Genomic DNA, 18,383 nt, shown 5'->3' with positions numbered 1-18,383 from the left:
ATTAAATAATGTCTTCAACGACTTTTTCATCTTTGTCTAAATATAATTTTATTTTTTTACCATTTTTTAATTTGTAGCCTATTTTATCAAAGTATAATTCGACTCCTTCATAGCCGTAAAGGATTTTTACTATTGAATTTTTACTTCCCTTTAATAATACGTAACTACCGACGCCGTGCGATCCGGCTTCTTTTACAAAGATATTTTTGTCAAATTCGATCGTGCTCATTTTAACCTTACCATTAATGGAAACTGAACCATTTGTAGAAATTTTTGTGTTATAACAACCTGCTTCTGAGGTTATAATTACGTCCTTCATAGCATAAATTTTGCTGTCATGAACCCATTTTGCAAGTATACGCCCCTTGTTTTCATGTTCCTCGGCTAAAATCCTTGATATGAAGAGGATTTTTTCATAAATTTCTTTTAATGAATTCAAATGTTTTATAAGACCAATAATATCGTAATCCAAAATGTTGTTGAGCGTTTTAACGAGACTTTTTAAATGCTCCAGAAGGTTTTGAAGTACATTTGAACTGCGTATCATACTTATTTCTCTTGATGATGTTTTTAACTCTTCTTTTAAGGTTTCGATTAATTTGATTTTCTCGCTTAAATGTCTGGAATTATTCATAACCGTTGGTAGTTCTTTAATATGGACAAAAATTGCCGATAATTTCTCAACAATAAGATTTACGGCGTGAAGTTCTATTTTATCAAAAATGTTTCCTGGTAAAAAACCGGCATGTAACTGGCTATCAACAATTCCGCCATGGATAATAATATTTTGCCCTCCCTGAACTACTGATTCGTAAACTGAACCAAGTATCTGAACATTTCCTGAAACAATTATTTGATTACCTTTTTCGACATTTCCGTTTATTATAACATCACCATCGAATGTTACAGGCCTTGAATTCTTCGTGATACTTCCTTCGTAAATTAACATGGGAATAGAATTAAATAAATATACAACTTTATCATTTTCGTCTTTTTTATGTACAACCGGCCTTATGTCAGCTATCGCAACTATCTTATCTTCATCTTCTTTAAAAACTATGGAATCGCTGAGAATTTTTACTTCAACATCTCTTACAGGCGGTGCATGTATAATTCTACCTCTTACGCTAATTCCATTTTCACCTTTTATGGGTTTATGTAGTTTTCCGATAACATCACCTTTTCTTGCAAAGGGTATACTTGCCATCTTAAATATATCTTCTTCAGAGAATGTTTCGGTATAAAGAATTCTCGGTTTATTGATATTTATAATAAATTCCAGATAACCATCCCTGCCACTTTTATATGGTATTCCTCTTGCTATTACTGCTTCTTTTTTATTTTGGGTATATACGTTAATTAACGCACTTTTATCTACACTTACTATAATTCCGTTCTTACGAAGATCGCCTTCCAGTGTATTTAAAAATTCATGAATATCTACATCACCCCAAGGAGAAAAAAGGGTTTTTTTAAGGTTACAATCATTTCATCATCCGAAATTTCTACAATAACCCCCATTTTCTTCAAAATATCACTTAATTCTATTTTCATAAAAACACCCCCGCATGTTAGGCGCCCCAATGGATATTAATGGATACTTTATATTCAAAGATATCTTCTGCCTCATTGTAAGCTCAAAGCGACTATTATCTATTAACTCCAAAACTTATTATTCTAAAATTGCTATCTTCCGTTGTCCTTATTGTGGTAAAACTCTTGAAAAATCAAAGCTCGTAGGGAATGTGATATCCATAAATGCAAGAACTCTTCTCGCCCTTATTATCTTGATAAATATTTAAAAAACAAATTGCATGGGGTACAGGCAATATTGGACTTTGTTTTGTTTGACAAACTCGTCTGCTTTAAGTCAGCCTTATATGCAGTTCTTGGTCATCGGGCCGGGATTTATCATCTAATGTAATTTGGATGATTATTTTCGTTTTTTTTGAGAAAAAGACAATATAAATTTTTTTAGTTGTTTTCAAGTTATAACTTACTTACAAAAGCAAAGATATACAATATAAATAGTTAACTGTTTTGTTTTTTACATTATTATCTGTTAAAGTACTATATTCGACAAAAAAAGCATAATTCCTTCTTAAAAATTTAAAAAAAAAAAAAAAAAAAAAAATTCAGAAAAATTATTTATCCTCTTTCACTAATTGTATATTTAATCCTTTCCCAAAAAATGAATAATTTTTGTAGAAAGATTTGGTAATATTTATCACTATTTACTAAACTAGGATTTATTTCTTTAAAGCCTTTCATATCTCTATGCTCAAGACTTTTCGTTTTAAATTCTATATTATGCCACATCCAATTGTTGTTTTTATATACTTTGATTTTTACTGTATTATCTTCCTGTGCGCTCAAACATGCTGCCTTTATAAAATACGGGAAATAAATATCTAACTATACTCAATACAGGTGTTTTGTCTTTCAATACTTTTCCCTTCGTCATATTGTGCTTTCCTTCTCCAAGTAGGATATTGTCAAAAGTTTTTACTCTAAAATTCGTTCAAATGCTTTATTTATTGAAAGATTTATCTACTATTTTGATTTTAAACTTTACAACTTTAATGCATTTCACATCAATAGCAACTTTACAAATTTTTTTAATGGGAATACACAATTATAAATGAGGAAAATTTTACGCAAAATTTGCACTTGAACGGAAAATTTTTATTGTGTTTTTTGAGGGAAAAAAGTATAATAATATTTCGGAAAATAAAACTCTTGAGTAATTTTTCGAAAATACATAAAGGGTTTTATAATCTCCATCTACTTCGCATTAATTGGGGGTACTAACTGATGAACGCTGCTTTTCCAAAGAAAATCCTTATTGTAGAGGACAGCAAACTTAATGCACAAATAGCAGCAGACATTCTAAATAAATACGGATACAAAACAGAGATAATCACATCAGGAGAAGAGACTGTTAAAAAAGTAGTAAATAGTGTTCAAAGTCCAGATTTAATTCTTATGGACATAGAACTTAGAGGAACAATCGACGGAATAGATACAGCAAGAATAATTCAACACCATAAAGATATACCAATTTTATTTCTAACTGCTAATGCCAGTAAAGAAATAATGGAAAAAATAAAGTCAGTTTCAGCTTATGGGTATGTTCTTAAGGGTGTAGATGAGTATGTACTCATATCTCAAATAGAAATGGCTTTTAAGCTTTATGAGGCTAAAATACAGATAAAAAAGAGAGAAGAGTTGTTCCACAGTATGTTTGAAAGCCATGATGTAGTGATGCTACTTATCGAACCAGAATCAGGACGCATTATTGATGCTAACAAAGCTGCCTGTCATTTCTACGGTTATTCCAAAGAAACTATGCTGCAGATGGACATAGAAGCTGTTGTTGGCGTTTCTACCATAGATGGTGGTCAAAAGTGTTCGGAAGCTTTAAAGAAGGGTTGTAATCCCTGCATTTGCTTCCAACGGTTAGCTAACGGAGAAGAGAGATTAGTAGAAGTATATTCATCCCCTGTAGATTATCAAGGAAAAACACTGATGCATCTGATTATCTTTGACATTACTGAACAATGGAAAGCAAAGAGAGAGCTTGAATTTTATAAAAATCTTTTTGAAGACTCACTCAATGAAATTTACATATTCCATCCACAGACACTAAAATTCATTGCAGTAAACGGGGGTGCGAAGAAAAATTTAGGATATACTGAAGAAGAGTTTAAAGAAATGACTCCTGTTGACTTAAAACCGGAGTTTACATTGCAAAGCTTTAAAGAACTTCTTGCCCCTCTTTCTAAAGGAGAACAGAAGCAAATTATCTTTAACACAGTACACCGCAGGAAAGATGGTTCTCTTTATCCAGTAGAAGTTCACTTGGAACTTATAGAATTTGGGAAAGAAAAAGTATATGCAGCACTTGTAATTGATATAACGGAGCGCAGAACAATGGAAAAAGAACTGAAGGAAAGGAATGAGATTTTAAGCACTATAATGGAGTCTGCAGGAGATGCTATTATTATGCTTGATGACAAAGGGAAAGTAACCTTCTGGAATCCTGCAGCAGAACGCATACTTGGTTATTCAGAAGAAGAAATAATAGGTAAAGATTTGCACATGTTTATGATACAAGATATGCGGCTGTACGAAGCATATAGAGAAGCATTTAAAAGATTCCGTTCAACCGGAAAAGGAAGTGTTGTAGGCAAGACTGTTGAGATGAAGACAAGGCATAAAAACGGCTATGAAATTGATGTAGAACTTTCACTTTCTGCTGTAAAAATTAAAGATGCATGGCATGCAATAGGCATAATTCGCGACATAAGCGAGCGCAAAAGATTGGAGGAATTACTTTATCACCAATCTATTACCGATCCCCTTACAAATATTTATAACAGGCGTTTTTTCATGCAGATGCTGGAGCAGGAAACAGAGCGAGTAAAACGAAATAGAAGGCCATTTTCCCTTATTATGTTTGACTTAGATCATTTCAAAAAGGTAAATGACCGTTTTGGGCATGCTGCAGGAGATATGGTTCTTAAAAGTGTTGCCGATACAGTAAAAGAAAGGATACGCAAGACAGATTGTTTTGCGCGCTGGGGAGGAGAAGAATTTATAATCCTCCTGCCTGAAACTTCTTTGAATAATGCAGTTGATCTGGCTGAAGAGCTTAGAAAACAGATAAGTAGGATGGAACTGCAAGGAATAGGGGATGTAACAGCAAGCTTTGGAGTAACTGAATATAGGGACACTGATACCATTGACACAGTTCTTATTCGAGTAGACAACATGTTGTATGAAGCAAAAGGCGCAGGAAGAAATTGCGTAAAAAGCTGTAAATTTGACATAGAAGGAGGATAAGGAAGAGGCTATAAGTAGCCTCAATAAAAGAGCTATGGGAGAAAGAAAAGACAGAAAGAGCATTCTAATATTGAAAGTAAAAAGTAGAAAAGAATTGTTTGATTTAGTAATTGTGGAACAATCAAAAAAAATGAATTTCCACATGCCGCTAAAAATTGAATCCAATAACCCTATAATACCCACAAATATCCAAAGCCGACCGCCTGTTAGATGGGATTTATTTCACGCCTTTTTATCCGCAAGTATCTAAGGAGTTCTAATGTCTATAAAATAATCTCTTAGTAAATTTTCCTTCACATTTTCTTCAAATTTTTAATTTAAAATAATCTTATACTAAGAGTACACACAAATTTTTCATCAAAGAAAAAAAGATAAATGAGAGGAGAAAAAACTATGTTTGACTTCACGTTAACTACCTATAAAAAAACAAAAGAGTTGATTGAGGACTTAAAAAAAGAACTTAAAGAGGAAAACTTTGGTGTGTTATGGGAATTTGAATTGCACAAAAAACTCGCTGAAAAAGGGCTGCCTTATAATCACAGTGTAACAATTTTAGAAGTTTGTAATCCTAATGCCGCTGCAAAAATTATCGCAATTGACCCAATGGCAAGCTACTTTCTACCATGTAAAATTGTAATTATAGAAGATACAAAAGAAACAAAAGTAGGTGTTTTAAAATTAGCTCAATTATTCTCACATATGGACAGCGATAATGTAGAAATTAAAGACATTGCTAAAGAAATTGAGGAACGTTTAATAAAAATAATCAATAAGGTTGTTTAATGAAAAAGGTCAAATGACTCCCTAAATTATCGTATAAGAGCCCCAGCTTTTTATTTTTACAAAAAGCTGGGGCTCTTGCACAGAGACAATATTTATAAATTCTCTTTAATTTAAATAAATGAATTTATAAATTGCCCTGATGGCAGCAACATTGACCAGAAATATGAAGATATAATTAAAAACTTAGTATAAAAATTTCGAGTTTTTGTGTCTACTATATTGACATAAATCCAGGTACCACCTAATGCACCTTATTGAAACCACTCCTCTTGTCTTTTTTTCGTGTATTCTAAAAGGGCAGCGCATTTTTGCTATTACGACTCCAAGAGCGCTTCCGGTTGAGAAAGAAGTTCCGCCAGCCGAGTTAAGAATCTCGCAGCAGGTGCGCCGTTTATTACCTGGTGATCTACAGTAAGACTAAGAGTCATAAATTGTGCGGAGCGGACGTTTCCATTCTCAAGAACTGGTCGTTCCACTATTCTTCCAATACCGAGAATTGCAGATTGCTTTGGATATAGCACAGGGGTAAAGAAATCAATACCATAAGTACCCAGATTTGTAATCGTAAAGGTACCTCCTTGTAGCTCTTCTGGCTTTATAATACCTTGCAGAACTGCATCAGTAAGCCGGCGTCTCTCAACAGCCATTTCATTAAGACTGAGCCTATGAGCATTTTTGATTACAGGCACTAAAAGTTCATCGCCACGGGCAACAGCAAATCCCAAGTGAACTTCTGCAGGCAGTATCATATCGTTTCCATCAATAATAGCCTGTATTTCAGGATTTTCTAAAATCGCCTGAACCACTGCTTTATGTATAAGATCCGTCATGTTGGCAGGTGAACCTTTTTGTCTAAGCTCCATGCGGACTTTGATTAACGCGCTTACATCTATCTCCCGCCCTAATGTAAACTGTGCAGTTTCTCGCAGGCTTTGTAACATCCTCGCACCAACTAAACGTTGAGTAGGAGTGAGAGGTACCCTTTTTACTTTTAAATCTGTCTTTTCAGAACGTTGAGCAAATTTCTTAACATCCTCCTCAGTAATACGACCGCCCGGGCCGGTTCCCGGTATTGCCTCCAGAGAAATTCCCAATTCACGGGCAAGCTTACGGGCTGCAGGGGTAGCTCTTACATCTCCTGTCCTGTTACCGGGATCCTGGGTATCCACTGGAGTACTCTGGGATCTCTGCTCCGTCTCGCCGTGGATGTGGGTCGTTTCCTCTGGCGCATAGACTGGAGGTGTCGCAGATTCACTACCTCCAGCCACCTCCGTGGCCTCTTCTTCGATCAAGCAGAGCGGCTGCCCAACCTTAACTACATGGCCTTGGGGGCATAGGATTTTTGTAAGTATGCCGCTTACTGGAGCCTGGATTTCAACAACTACTTTTTCAAATTGTACTTCCAGCAGCAATTCGTCTGCTTGTACTGGCTGTCCTTCATCCTTGAACCAATTCACCACAAACCCTTCTATTCCATTTGATGCTACGTTAGGCATGCGAAATTCGTATGGCATAAGATATCAGTCCTCCTGCTTTGAAATTTCATTATTATGACCTGAGCAATTCCTTAACTGCATTCACAATTTTAGAACTTAAAGGTAATACAAACTGTTCCAAAGGACGAGAATATGGGATAGGCACGTCTGGAACTGCTAACCGTTTGACAGGCGCTTCTAAGTAGTCAAAAGCATGCTCAACTACAGTTGCAGCAACTTCTCCGCTCATACCATAGCTCAAGTAGTCTTCATCCACTACCAATACTCTACGAGTCTTTTTTACAGTATTTATTATGGCTTCGCGGTCTAATGGCACCAATGTCCTGAGGTCCAGAACCTCAACGCTTATACCTTCTTTTTCCAGTTCTTTAGCCGCCTCTAATGCTTGATAGACGCCCATAGCCACGCTGATTATCGAAACATCTTTTCCTTCCCGTTTTACCTCTGCTTTACCAAACGGGATCGTATAAGGCTCCTCGGGGACAGGGCCAGTGCTGTCCTTAATAAGGGTCATCCAACCCAGACCAAGTAACCCCTTGTGGAACATGTATAGAACAGGATTGTCATCCCGTATGGCTGAAATCATCAGACCTTTGGCGTCATAGGGAGTAGAAGGTACAACTACTTTGAGACCAGGCAGATGAGCGAAAGTCCCCCAAAGACACTGTGAATGCTGTCCTGCATCGTTGTAACCACCACCAACCGCAGTCATGAGCACCAAAGGTATCCGAATATTTCCCCCTGAAAAGTAAGTGTTTTTGGCAATGTGATTATAAATTTGATCCATACACACGCCAAAGAAGTCTACAAACATTAATTCTACTATAGGACGCATACCTTCCATAGCAGCTGCTAAAGCAGCACCTATAAAACCTGTTTCGGAAATGGGTGTATCGATAGCTCTTTCTGGCCCAAATTTTTCATATAGCCCAGCTGTGGCACTGAATATACCTCCATATACACCTACGTCCTCACCCATGACAAAAACTCTCGGATCCCTTTCCATCTCCAAACTAATGGCCTCAGCAATTGCTTTTGCCATAGTAAGCTTTCGCGTGGTTTTCGCAGACATAATTTTCTCCTCCTTTACATACTATTCACCACTAAACGCGTAACTCACTATTCTACAAACACGTGAAGTAGAGCTTCTTCCGGTGCTGGGTAGGGTGACTCCCGAGCAAACAAGAAAGCATCCTCAACACGCTTCCGTGCTTCATCGTCTAATTGTTTAATTTCAGCTTCTTTGGCTATGCCATTTTCAATAAGGTATTTCCTGAACCGCTTAATTGGATCATTTTGCTTTAGACGTGGAACTTCGTCTTTGGGTCTATAGACTTCTGGATCACCCTGGAAATGCCCAAAGAAACGATCTGTTTTAACTTCAATAAGAGTTGGACCCTCCCCTGGCGCGCTCGCTCTACTGCCTCGCCAGCAGCATCGTAGACAGCTAAGACATCGTTTTCTCCCACGTATATTCCGGGTATACCATATGCAACTGCACGGTCAGCATTTCGACTAATAGCTGTGGACTTTTGTTTTGGTACAGAAATTGCCCAACTATTGTCCTCACATACAAACACCACAGGTAGCTTCCAAATTGCAGCTAAGTTAAGCCCCTCATGAAAAGCACCCTGATTTGCAGCACCGTCACCAAAAAAGGCCACAGCTACACGTTTTTCCTTGCGCATTTTGAAAGCTAGAGCTGCCCCTACTGCTTGGGGAATGCTAGCACCGACGATACCGCTGCAGCTGAAGTGTACATCAGGGTCAAAGAGGTGCATGTGACCACCTTTGCCGCGGCCTAAACCGGTAACTTTGCCAAATATTTCTGCTGTCATGCGTTTGAGATCTACTCCTTTTGCAATAGCAAAGTGGTGAGGCCGGTGAGTACCGACTACAGCATCCTCCTTATTAAGGTGCATGCATATCCCTACAGCTACAGGCTCCTGTCCTGCAGCTAAATGCATCTCACCAGGGACTGGGCCTGATGCAATGTTGAATACTGGGTATTTCCCTTCCTGATAGGCTTCAGCCATGGTTTCCTCATATAATCGAATTGTAACCATCTCAAGGTACATACGCATAAGAGTTTCTTTGGGAATGTTCATACCTTTTCACTCCTATCTATTTACAATTTTTCAATTTTTTACAATATACTACCCTGCTTTATAATATCAAAGAAGGTGAATATATTTTAATTTCTTTTGTTACATCCCCCTTTTAGATTTTGCATTAAATATATTCTTGCAAAAAATATGCCAGCACCCATTATTGAGTGCTGGTTTACTCATCTCTTGATTTTTACAAGAAATTATGAAATCTTAGTCTGCTTCTTTGTAACTTATGTCTCTTTTTGTAACGTTAGATTTTGGAACACCATAACGAGTCTTTAGCCCATATTTATAAAGCTTCCTATACAAAGTGTTCCGTGCTATGCCTAAGGCTTCAGCAACTTTGGTTATATTACCTCCATAATGTTCGAGAAGTCGACTAATCTCCTGCTTTTCCAGTTCAATAAGAGAGGTAGAAGAAAAAGTACTGCTGTTCTCTCGGATAGTTTGAGAGCCAGACAAGTAAGGTGGCAAATGATTAACAGAAATTGTACTACCCTCTGCTATATTCACTGCCCATTCTGCCACATTTCTCAATTCCCTAATGTTTCCTGGCCAGTCGTAATTACTTAATAAAGGCCAAATTGATGGATCAATATTGGTAATATTTTTGCCTAATTTTTGCGAAAATTTATTGACAAAATGTTGAAAAAGAAGAGGTATATCACTTTTGCGTTCTCGTAACGGGCATAAATGAATAGTGAGAACTCTCAGGCGATAATACAAATCCTCTCGAAATTTTTTCTCTCTTACTAACTTCGTTAAATCCGAATTGGTCGCAGCAATAATTCGAACATCTAACGGTATCTCCTTATGTCCGCCTATTCGAACTACCTTTTTTCTTCTAACACTCGTAAAAGGTAAACCTGTATATCCATAGGCATATCGCCTATCTCGTCTAAAAATAAAGTACCTCCTTGTGCTTGTTCAAATTTACCTGGCTTGCCATCTGGTCGTGCACCGGTAAAAGCTCCGCCTACATAGCCGAAAAGCTCACTTCCAATTAATTCTCGCGGCAAAGCACCACCATTTATCGCCACAAAAGGTCCTTTCCTACCGCTAGCCTCATGAATGGCTCTTGCAAAAAGGTCTTTCCCTGTCCCTGTCTCTCCTAAAATAAGGACTGGTGCATCGCTATTTGCTGCAATTTGGGCTAATCGTATACTTTCACGCAAACAGGGATGATTTCCCAATATTACTTCGAATCCTTTTAAGGCTGGAGGAGAGCTTATATAAAATTGACTACCTTCATGCATTTTTAGAGCTATTAGAGCCGCTACATTTTCATTGTAATAACCACTTATAGGTGAAACATCTGCGCTACACCGCAAGATACCTTTTCTACTTTGCACTAATATTTCCTTGTTTTTTATACTCTGCCGCGCTTTTATGAGGAATAGGATTTCCTGCGAATTGTCAAATATTTCATCAGCTCTTCGTCCTATTAAATCTTCTTTTTTCCATCCCAAAAATTTCTCAGATGCATAATTAACCTTGATTAATCTTCCTGTATTATCCATCACTAATAAGGGATCACTGTTGTTTTCTAAGAAGTATTCTGAGAGTTGTCTGTAAGGTAAAGTTTCTTTAAAGGCTTTACTCTGCTTCAAATTGTTTTCAATCGCAATTGCAGAAGATACTATAGTAGCTAATGCCAGTTTATTTTCTCGGTACCAAGGTCCCGAAAGATCAATAACTCCAATAGGTTTTCCTTCCGGACTAAAAATTGGAGAACCAGTACATGTCCAAGAGTGAAGTCCACGAGAGAAGTGTTCAGCCCCAGTTACATCAAGGGCTTGCCCTATAACCATTGCAGTTCCTATACCGTTAGTGCCAACTTTATCTTCTCGCCAGCATGCGCCGGGAATGAAATTGGTTCTTCGAGCTAGGTCTATAGTTTCCTGGTGGTTCCCTAATGTCTCTAATATATAACCGTCCTCTCCTACTAAAACTGCAAGGAAACCATAGTCACCAGACAGCGATAAAAGCTTTTCCATAATCGGCCTAGCAGCTTGAATTAGTTCTTCTTGTTTTTCTCTGACTTCTTTTAAAGCGGCACCCTCGATAATTTCTTGTCCTTGTTCCTGGTACGGATCGACGCCTGCAATTTTGCTCCTTTCCCAAGATTTAAGTATTTCCGACCTAACGATTTGTTTTGAGATAGTCATGGTGTTTTGAAAGTCGTTCCATTGATGCCACACTTCTTCATAAACTCCATAAAAATTTTCTTTCATTCACCTCTCCCCCCGTACCAAGTTATATCAGATGAACCCCTAATTTAGGGGGTTATCAAACCTTATAATACTTGATACAAAAAGATTTGAGAAAAAGAAGGCTTCCCTCCCTTTAGTGTCGAAGGTAGGAATTACCGAAACCCAAAACCCACAAAGGAAGAAACTCTATGTTATATTTCGACAACCACTACGCAATCTCCTTCTTCGTTCTTTATTAAATTTTTACTTGAAAATTTTTCATATAGCTGCAAAGCACTTTACTACAATAACTCTTAAGAGAGATTTGTATTCATCTGATATAGCTAATCCTATCAAATGAAATAGATTTTTTATTTCCCTCTCAGTAAATTCGTAATTTTGTAACGCATAAGAAATTTCCAAAAGATAATTTTCTATTAAAATTTGGTCATCAATCATAGATGATATTAATTTATCAATTTTTTTCTCCACTTCTGCATCATCTTCAAAATTTATCCCTATAAGTATATCACCAGGTATTCTCAGATCTTTTAATCTTTCATCTTTAAATATAAATAGTGCGATTTATTCTAACTTTCTAATTATATCGGCTTGTGAAAAATTTTCTTCCTTTGTCTATGTATCCTTAATCAATTTTGATAATTTTTCTACATCGAGATAATCCTTCGTTTCAGATAGGTCAATACCATATAAAATACTTATAACTCGAATTGATAGTATTCAATTCTTTTTTAAATTTTTAATTATTGTTTTTTTGAGCTATATAAAAAGACGGTTTTAAACCGCCTTTTTATAATCCGAGTTCCATTCTTGCAAATGAAGATAGACGATCATGATCCCATGGAGGTGAATATACAATTTTTACTTCTACCTCACTATAATCTCCAATTGAAAGTACTTCGTTTTTTACCTCATTTGACAACACATCAGCAAGTGGGCAACCTAATGCTGTTAGTGTCATTATAATGTATAATTTATTATCTTCTTTGTGAATTTCATAAACAAGCCCAAGGTTTATAATATCTATACCGATTTCTGGATCAACAACAGACATGAGAACATCTATTATACGATTTTGCTCTTCTTTGTCATCAATGCCAACAAATTTAATTGGTGCAAAGTCAAGAAATTCTTCACTTTCCATAATATATTGTGCCTCCTTTATATCCAATTATATTGTATTACTTTTTTCCTTTTTCTTCGGTTTTAAAGTTAAAAACTATACGTAGTTTTTCCAAAATTATTTGCGTAAAAAAGACATATAGAGGAACTTAAATAATTTGAGTAATAATTCGAGGAGGTAATGTAACTTTCATGGACAAATGGAAAAGCAATTGGATAAAATAAGGTACAAGTATTACAGAAGATATAAGCTGGCCTATTCCGATGGCTATGACTAATTGCCAGAATGAAGGCAACGTCCCATCCTCCGGCACTTCACGCGAGACACCTACTCTGCCAAGAGCTATTTTATATTATATCATATTTTACCGTTTTTTTATATAGACGAAATTTTTGTGAAAGGGGTCATTTTTATTAAAAGAAAATAAAAAAGCTATTTGTAAAAGAGATTAAAAGTGGTATAATTTTGGAAAGGAATTATTTAGGTAGTATAACAAAAACCTTAAGAGGGAGTTTAAATGGAGGATTATAAGGGGTACTTTATAAAAGGCGAAGATGAAGAAAAAATATATCTTCATTGTTGGGAAAATGTTAATAATGGGCACTTTTAAATTTATATAAAAAAGAGAGACTGCAAAACATACCTCAAAATTTGCCTATTTTTATAATTTCAGGTGAAGAGGATCCTGTGGAGGAATATGGAAGATTAGTAAATAGACTTTATGGAATTTACAAAAACGTGGGTAGTACATTAGTAGATATAAAAATTTATCCTAGTAAGAGACATGAAATTTTAAATGAGATTAATCGGGAGGAAGTGTTTGAAGATATTTTAAATTGGATAAAAGAAAAGGTATATGAAAGGAGATAAATAAATGGTATATGTGGCTATTATAATATTTTTAATTGTAATTGCTATTATAGTAAAACCGAGGATTGAAATTTACCATCTTAAACAAAAGTACAGGCAACTTATGTTTTTATCTTCAATGGAGCAAGCTGAAAAATCCCTTCAGCTTCAGATACAGCGTCTTAAAGTTAAATATCCAGGTCGAACTGAAAAGTGGTACATTGAAAAAGTCATTTTTGATTTAGAAAGAGATAGAAGATAATTTTTATAAACTTGTTATTTTTTTTTGCATATTATATGATAAAAGAAAAGTTGGAAAAATTATTTTGATGGTGGTGATTAATATGCTAATAGCTGTTGACCCCGGCCATGGAGGAAAGGATCCTGGTGCTGTTGTGGGTGATTATAAAGAAAAAGATATAAATCTAAATATAGCTTTAAAAATAAGGGATATTTTAGTGAAGGAAAATATCAGTGTAATAATGACAAGAGATAAAGATGAAACAGTAGACTTACAGCAAAGGTGTGATATTGCCAATAAGAGCAAAGCAGATTATTTTATTTCTATTCATTGTAATAGCTTTACAGATCCTTCCGCAAATGGTACGGAAACTTACGTATCCCAGAAGTTTAGCAGGACGAAATTTAGCCCAATATGTACAAAATGAAATAGTAGAAATGTTAAAAACAACAAATAGAGGAGTAAAATATGAAAGTTTTTATGTACTGAAGCATACTGTAATGCCTGCGATACTAGTTGAAACAGCTTTTATGTCAAATCCACAAAATTTAGATTTGCTTTTACAAAAGCCGGATGCTTTTGCACAAGGGATTGCAAATGGCACAATTAAATTCTTAAAAAGCGTAAATTATAAGCAAACAGATGATATTGAAAAATTACAGATGAAAGGAATTATAGATAAACATTATGACCCTAAAAGTTATGTCACTTGGGGAGAATTTGCTTCTGTAATATTGAAAATATTGGGAGGGAGATAAATGAGGGATTTGGTCATGACAATTTTGACAGCTGGTGTTCAACTCGTTATAATGGTTGCGCTTGGGTATTTGATTGATTATTTAAATACCAAAATTGGTATGGAAAAAATGAAGAGATACTATGAAATAGCAAAAACTTTTGTGCAAGCAATAGAACAGCAAATAGGGCCAGGTAAAGGACCTGATAAAAAAGCGGAAGTTTTTAACTTATTAAAAAAAGTGGTTGGCAATAAGTTAACAGACGAAGAAATCGATAAACTAATAGAAGCAGCAGTTTTTGAAATGAATTATATATTGAAATTAAAAGGTTTGGAGAGACAAGGTTTGGACAAATAATGAAAAAACTTTATTACAAAAAAGCACTCTATATGGGTGCTTTTATTTTTAGCACCTATTACTAATAAAAATTGCAAGAAGACAATTTAAAAATTTCATCAATGTAAAAGATTACAAAAGGCGTACCTACAAAACAACGATATTATAATGAAAAGTTTGGAATAGAGGAACATGCTAAAATTTATTTTGCAAATTTTATTATTCAAATTGCAAAGCTAAAAATTTTTTTGTATAATATTCTTATACTTATTATTGTGAGGTGGTATAAGTTGGACTTTTCTCTCATTATTAATAAGGAAACAATGGAAATTATAAATAAAATGAGACTACCAGAAGAAGTAGAAGAAATATTAAAAGTGTGTCCTAAAATAACAATTCCAGAAAGTAGACAACATCTTCTTGAAATTTCTGTTGGAGGAAATAATGACTTTTTTGAAATTTTTTATGATGTTCCAGAAAAAGGGAAAGTATTAGAAGCGACTGTGGCAAGGTGTAAAAATGGGTTAGCAGTTAATTATCCTGAGCCTTATATGAGAAGGAGAGAGCCAGATTGTCTTGTAGTTGCTGATAATGGGGAGACAGATAAACCTAGGTTTGTGGATAGGTATGGATATGATTTTGACGAATTAAGGCAGAAAACTTTTGAATGGCTGAAAAAGCAAAATTTAATTGTCATGCCTTTTATGTCTGGTGGAGATGAGTACGGTTATCCATCGCTTCTCTTGGCACCTGAAAATGCTGGTTTTTTCGCTACGGCTCTTGCAGATATTCAAGGATTTATACCTAAAAAGGAAATACCGGAAGGTTTTACTCCGAAAGCAATAGTATATTTAGCCCCTCCCTTTAGGCATACTCATTTTAATGGAAAGCAAGTAGTTGTGCACAACCGATTAGAAAATCTCCATGAACTTTTTTCGTATAACTTGTATCCTGGGCCAAGTGCAAAAAAAGGAATATATGGGGTACTCTTAACAATGGGAGAAAAAGAAGGGTGGATTACTGCTCATGCTTCTGCAGTGAGAATAATTACTCCTTATGACAATATATTGACTATTATGCATGAGGGTGCCAGCGGTGGCGGAAAGAGTGAAATGCTGGAGCAAATTCACAGGGAGCCTGATGGGCGCATAAAAGTAGGGCGCAATTTAGTGACAGGTGACGAAATATACGTAGACCTTAAAGAAGCTTGTGAATTACAACCTGTAACTGATGATATGGCATTATGCCATCCGGATTTGCAACAAGGTAAAAAATTAGTGATAAAAGATGCAGAAAAAGGTTGGTTTATACGTGTAGATCATATGAATGAATATGGAACGGACCCTCATTTTGAAAAGTTATGTATCTATCCTAAAGAGCCTTTAATCTTTTTAAACATAGACGGAGTGCCTAAATCCACTTGTCTTATATGGGAACATATTATGGATGCACCTGGCAAACCTTGTCCCAATCCTCGTGTAATTATGCCAAGAAGGTTTATGCCAAATGTAGTTGATGAAGCTGTAGAAGTGGATGTGAGGAGTTTTGGTGTGAGGACTCCCCCTTCTTCAAAAGAAAAGCCTTCCTACGGTATAATAGGCATGCTACACTTGTTGCCTCCTGCTCTTGCTTGGCTGTGGAGATTAGTTGCACCGAGAGGTCACGCTAATCCAAGTATAGTAGGAACAAGTGGACTCGAAAGCGAAGGTGTAGGTTCTTATTGGCCTTTTGCAACGGGTAAAAGAGTAATTCACGCTAATCTTTTATTGCAGCAGATTATAAATACACCGGGTACTCGATACATTCTCGTTCCAAATCAATATATAGGAGTGTGGAAAGTAGGATTTATGCCCGAATGGATAGCTCGTGAATATCTTGCAAGAAGAGGAAGTGTAAGATTTAGACCAGATCAAGTTACACCAGCGAGAAGCAGTCTCCTCGGTTATGCTTTAAATACATTAAAAATAAACGGAAGTTTTATTCCTCGCGAATTGCTGCAAGTTAACAAGCAGCCCGAAGTAGGGGATGATGGATATGACAAAGGTGCTGAGATGTTAAATGAATTCTTCAAAAGAGAATTAAAGCAATTCTTAGTACCTGAACTTGACCCTCTTGGTAAGAAGATTATTGAAACATGTTTAGAGGATGGAAGTTTAGAGGACTATATAAGACTTTTGGGAGATTATAGATAATTAAAAAAAGAGCCTGTACATAAGTGTATGGGCTCTTTTTTGTATTTCTTGTAAGAGCTGTGGCAAAACAAAAAAGCATAAAAAAGAGGGGGAAGTCCCCTCTTTTTTATGCTTCGTGAACGGCTTCTTTTGAGGTTGAAGTTTTTTCCGTCTTTTTTGCTTTTGCTAAGTTGATTTTGGGCAAGACAAGGTTTAGAAGTATTCCTGCTAAGGTGGCAGGACCTATGCCTTCAAAGACGAAGTTTCCAAAGGCTATTTTTATACCGCCTACACCCAAAGTCAGTATTACAGAAGCTATTATGAGATTTCTGCTGTCAGAAAAATCTACTTTATTTTCAACAAGTGTTCTCATACCTGCTGCTGCAATCATTCCAAAGAGTATTATTGTTACTCCGCCCATAACAGGTTGCGGAATTACTTCTATCAAAGCGCCTATTTTTTGTATAAAGCTTAAAAGTATTGCTATTATAGCTGCACCTTGAATAACTTTTGAGCTATAGACTCTTGTTATTGCAAGGACTCCAATGTTTTCACCATAAGTTGTGCTGGGTGGTCCGCCAAAAAGTGCCGCAATTGATGTTGCAAGGCCATTACCTAGCATTACTCTATGAAATCCAGGGTCTTTTATTAAATCTTTTTCAACGATATTTCCTATTACGAGGACGTGCCCTAAGTCTTCAATTATAGCGACTAAGGCCAGCGGCGCAACCAAAGAGACAGCACCCCATGCCAGTTCCGGAGTATGTCCTGTTAAGAAGGAGAATTTGGGAATTGCAATCCATGAGGCTTTTGCAACAGGTCCGAAGTCTACAAGGCCTCTTGTTATCGCGAATATATATCCGCCAATTGTTCCTAAAAGTATGGGTATGACTTTTATAAATCCTTTGCCAAACATGCTGAATATGATTATTAATGCCGCTGTAAACAGAGCTGTAGCTAAATCTTTTTGCGCTTGAGCTATTGCTACAGGAGCAAGGCTTAGGCCTATTATCATAACTACAGGGCCTACTACAACGGGGGGAAGCAATTTCTCTAACCAATCGATGCCTGTCAAGCTTATGATTATGAATACCACTATATATACAAGGCCTGCTGCTATCATACCAGTAAAAGCACCTCTTACACCAAATTGCTTAGTTGCAGCTATTATAGGTGCTATAAAGGCGAAAGAAGAGCCCAGATACGCAGGTACTTTTCCTTTTGTCATCAAGTGGAATATTAAAGTTCCAAGCCCTGATGTGAAGAGGGTAACAGCTGGGTCAAGACCTGTTAAAAGAGGTACTAAAATTGTTGCACCAAACATGGCAAATACGTGCTGAAAAGATAGTGGAATTGCTTGTTTTATAGGGGGGTTTCTTCAATTCCGTATATTTTGTTTGACATAAAAAAACCTCCTTTGAGTTTTTTGTTTACAAAAAAACCCTCTAAAGGAGGATGCAAATATAGATATTTTATTT

At 36.1% G+C, this 18,383-nt stretch carries 14 protein-coding genes and 4 pseudogenes; 8 read left to right on the top strand and 10 right to left on the bottom strand.

Annotated elements, in window-relative coordinates; translation table 11 throughout:
- Position 1 precedes the first annotated feature (1 nt).
- Both OEI98_RS12950 and OEI98_RS12945 read right to left on the bottom strand, forming a co-directional pair.
- On the bottom strand, positions 2–1,417 hold the full coding sequence (locus OEI98_RS12950; RefSeq protein ID WP_266040710.1) for a FapA family protein: 1,416 nt from the start codon (positions 1,415–1,417) through the stop codon (positions 2–4).
- 731 nt (positions 1,418–2,148) lie between these two features.
- The gene (locus tag OEI98_RS12945; protein ID WP_041589253.1) at positions 2,149–2,376 is read right to left on the bottom strand and encodes a hypothetical protein; all 228 of its coding nucleotides are present in this window, start codon (positions 2,374–2,376) and stop codon (positions 2,149–2,151) included.
- Between the two features lie 438 nt (positions 2,377–2,814).
- Between OEI98_RS12945 and OEI98_RS12940 the strand changes: the two genes are divergently transcribed.
- From OEI98_RS12940 to OEI98_RS12930, 3 genes are all read left to right on the top strand, one after another.
- Positions 2,815–4,845, top strand: a complete 2,031-nt coding sequence (locus OEI98_RS12940; RefSeq protein WP_266038296.1) for a PAS domain S-box protein — start codon at positions 2,815–2,817, stop codon at positions 4,843–4,845.
- Between the two features lie 34 nt (positions 4,846–4,879).
- Entirely contained in the window at positions 4,880–5,095 is a 216-nt protein-coding gene (locus OEI98_RS12935; RefSeq protein WP_266038295.1) for a hypothetical protein, read from the top strand.
- 125 nt (positions 5,096–5,220) lie between these two features.
- Positions 5,221–5,628, top strand: coding sequence for a DUF302 domain-containing protein (locus OEI98_RS12930; RefSeq protein WP_266038292.1), 408 nt, complete (start codon positions 5,221–5,223; stop codon positions 5,626–5,628).
- 314 nt (positions 5,629–5,942) lie between these two features.
- Here the strand turns inward: OEI98_RS12930 and OEI98_RS12925 are convergent, their stop codons facing one another.
- From OEI98_RS12925 to OEI98_RS12890, 7 genes and pseudogenes are all read right to left on the bottom strand, one after another.
- Positions 5,943–6,797, bottom strand: a complete 855-nt coding sequence (locus OEI98_RS12925; protein WP_228378979.1) for a dihydrolipoamide acetyltransferase family protein — start codon at positions 6,795–6,797, stop codon at positions 5,943–5,945.
- Positions 6,798–6,926: 129 nt separating this feature from the next.
- Positions 6,927–7,124 (bottom strand): annotated as a pseudogene (locus OEI98_RS12920) (lipoyl domain-containing protein); the annotation flags it as partial.
- Between the two features lie 52 nt (positions 7,125–7,176).
- Entirely contained in the window at positions 7,177–8,196 is a 1,020-nt protein-coding gene (locus tag OEI98_RS12915) for an alpha-ketoacid dehydrogenase subunit beta (RefSeq protein WP_004401010.1), read from the bottom strand.
- 47 nt (positions 8,197–8,243) lie between these two features.
- Positions 8,244–9,232: pseudogene (locus OEI98_RS12910) on the bottom strand (thiamine pyrophosphate-dependent dehydrogenase E1 component subunit alpha).
- A gap of 213 nt (positions 9,233–9,445) precedes the next feature.
- Positions 9,446–11,469, bottom strand: a pseudogene (locus OEI98_RS15395) (sigma-54-dependent Fis family transcriptional regulator).
- 237 nt (positions 11,470–11,706) lie between these two features.
- A complete protein-coding gene (locus tag OEI98_RS12895) occupies positions 11,707–11,919 on the bottom strand; it encodes a hypothetical protein (RefSeq protein ID WP_266038289.1) in 213 nt (70 codons plus the stop codon).
- Positions 11,920–12,238: 319 nt separating this feature from the next.
- Positions 12,239–12,592, bottom strand: coding sequence for a metal-sulfur cluster assembly factor (locus tag OEI98_RS12890; RefSeq protein WP_004401004.1), 354 nt, complete (start codon positions 12,590–12,592; stop codon positions 12,239–12,241).
- Positions 12,593–13,201: 609 nt separating this feature from the next.
- Between OEI98_RS12890 and OEI98_RS12885 the strand changes: the two genes are divergently transcribed.
- The 5 genes and pseudogenes from OEI98_RS12885 (at position 13,202) to OEI98_RS12865 (ending at position 16,926) form a co-directional block, all read left to right on the top strand.
- Positions 13,202–13,441, top strand: coding sequence for an alpha/beta hydrolase (locus OEI98_RS12885; RefSeq protein ID WP_228378978.1), 240 nt, complete (start codon positions 13,202–13,204; stop codon positions 13,439–13,441).
- Positions 13,442–13,445: 4 nt separating this feature from the next.
- The gene (locus tag OEI98_RS12880; RefSeq protein WP_003870989.1) at positions 13,446–13,682 is read left to right on the top strand and encodes a hypothetical protein; all 237 of its coding nucleotides are present in this window, start codon (positions 13,446–13,448) and stop codon (positions 13,680–13,682) included.
- An 82-nt stretch (positions 13,683–13,764) separates the two neighbouring features.
- Positions 13,765–14,419 (top strand): annotated as a pseudogene (locus tag OEI98_RS12875) (N-acetylmuramoyl-L-alanine amidase family protein).
- A complete protein-coding gene (locus OEI98_RS12870; RefSeq protein ID WP_003870991.1) occupies positions 14,420–14,755 on the top strand; it encodes a phage holin in 336 nt (111 codons plus the stop codon).
- A gap of 302 nt (positions 14,756–15,057) precedes the next feature.
- Positions 15,058–16,926, top strand: coding sequence for a DUF4914 family protein (locus OEI98_RS12865; protein ID WP_039929487.1), 1,869 nt, complete (start codon positions 15,058–15,060; stop codon positions 16,924–16,926).
- A 106-nt stretch (positions 16,927–17,032) separates the two neighbouring features.
- Here the strand turns inward: OEI98_RS12865 and OEI98_RS12860 are convergent, their stop codons facing one another.
- On the bottom strand, positions 17,033–18,229 hold the full coding sequence (locus OEI98_RS12860; protein ID WP_416237338.1) for a solute carrier family 23 protein: 1,197 nt from the start codon (positions 18,227–18,229) through the stop codon (positions 17,033–17,035).
- Between the last annotated feature and the right edge of the window lie 154 nt (positions 18,230–18,383).

It is taken from the genome of Thermoanaerobacter sp. RKWS2, from assembly GCF_026240795.1.
Taxonomy (GTDB): Bacteria; Bacillota; Thermoanaerobacteria; order Thermoanaerobacterales; family Thermoanaerobacteraceae; genus Thermoanaerobacter; species Thermoanaerobacter ethanolicus.
Note: the sequence above shows the minus strand (reverse complement) of the source record. Positions and strands in the feature narration are given on the sequence as shown.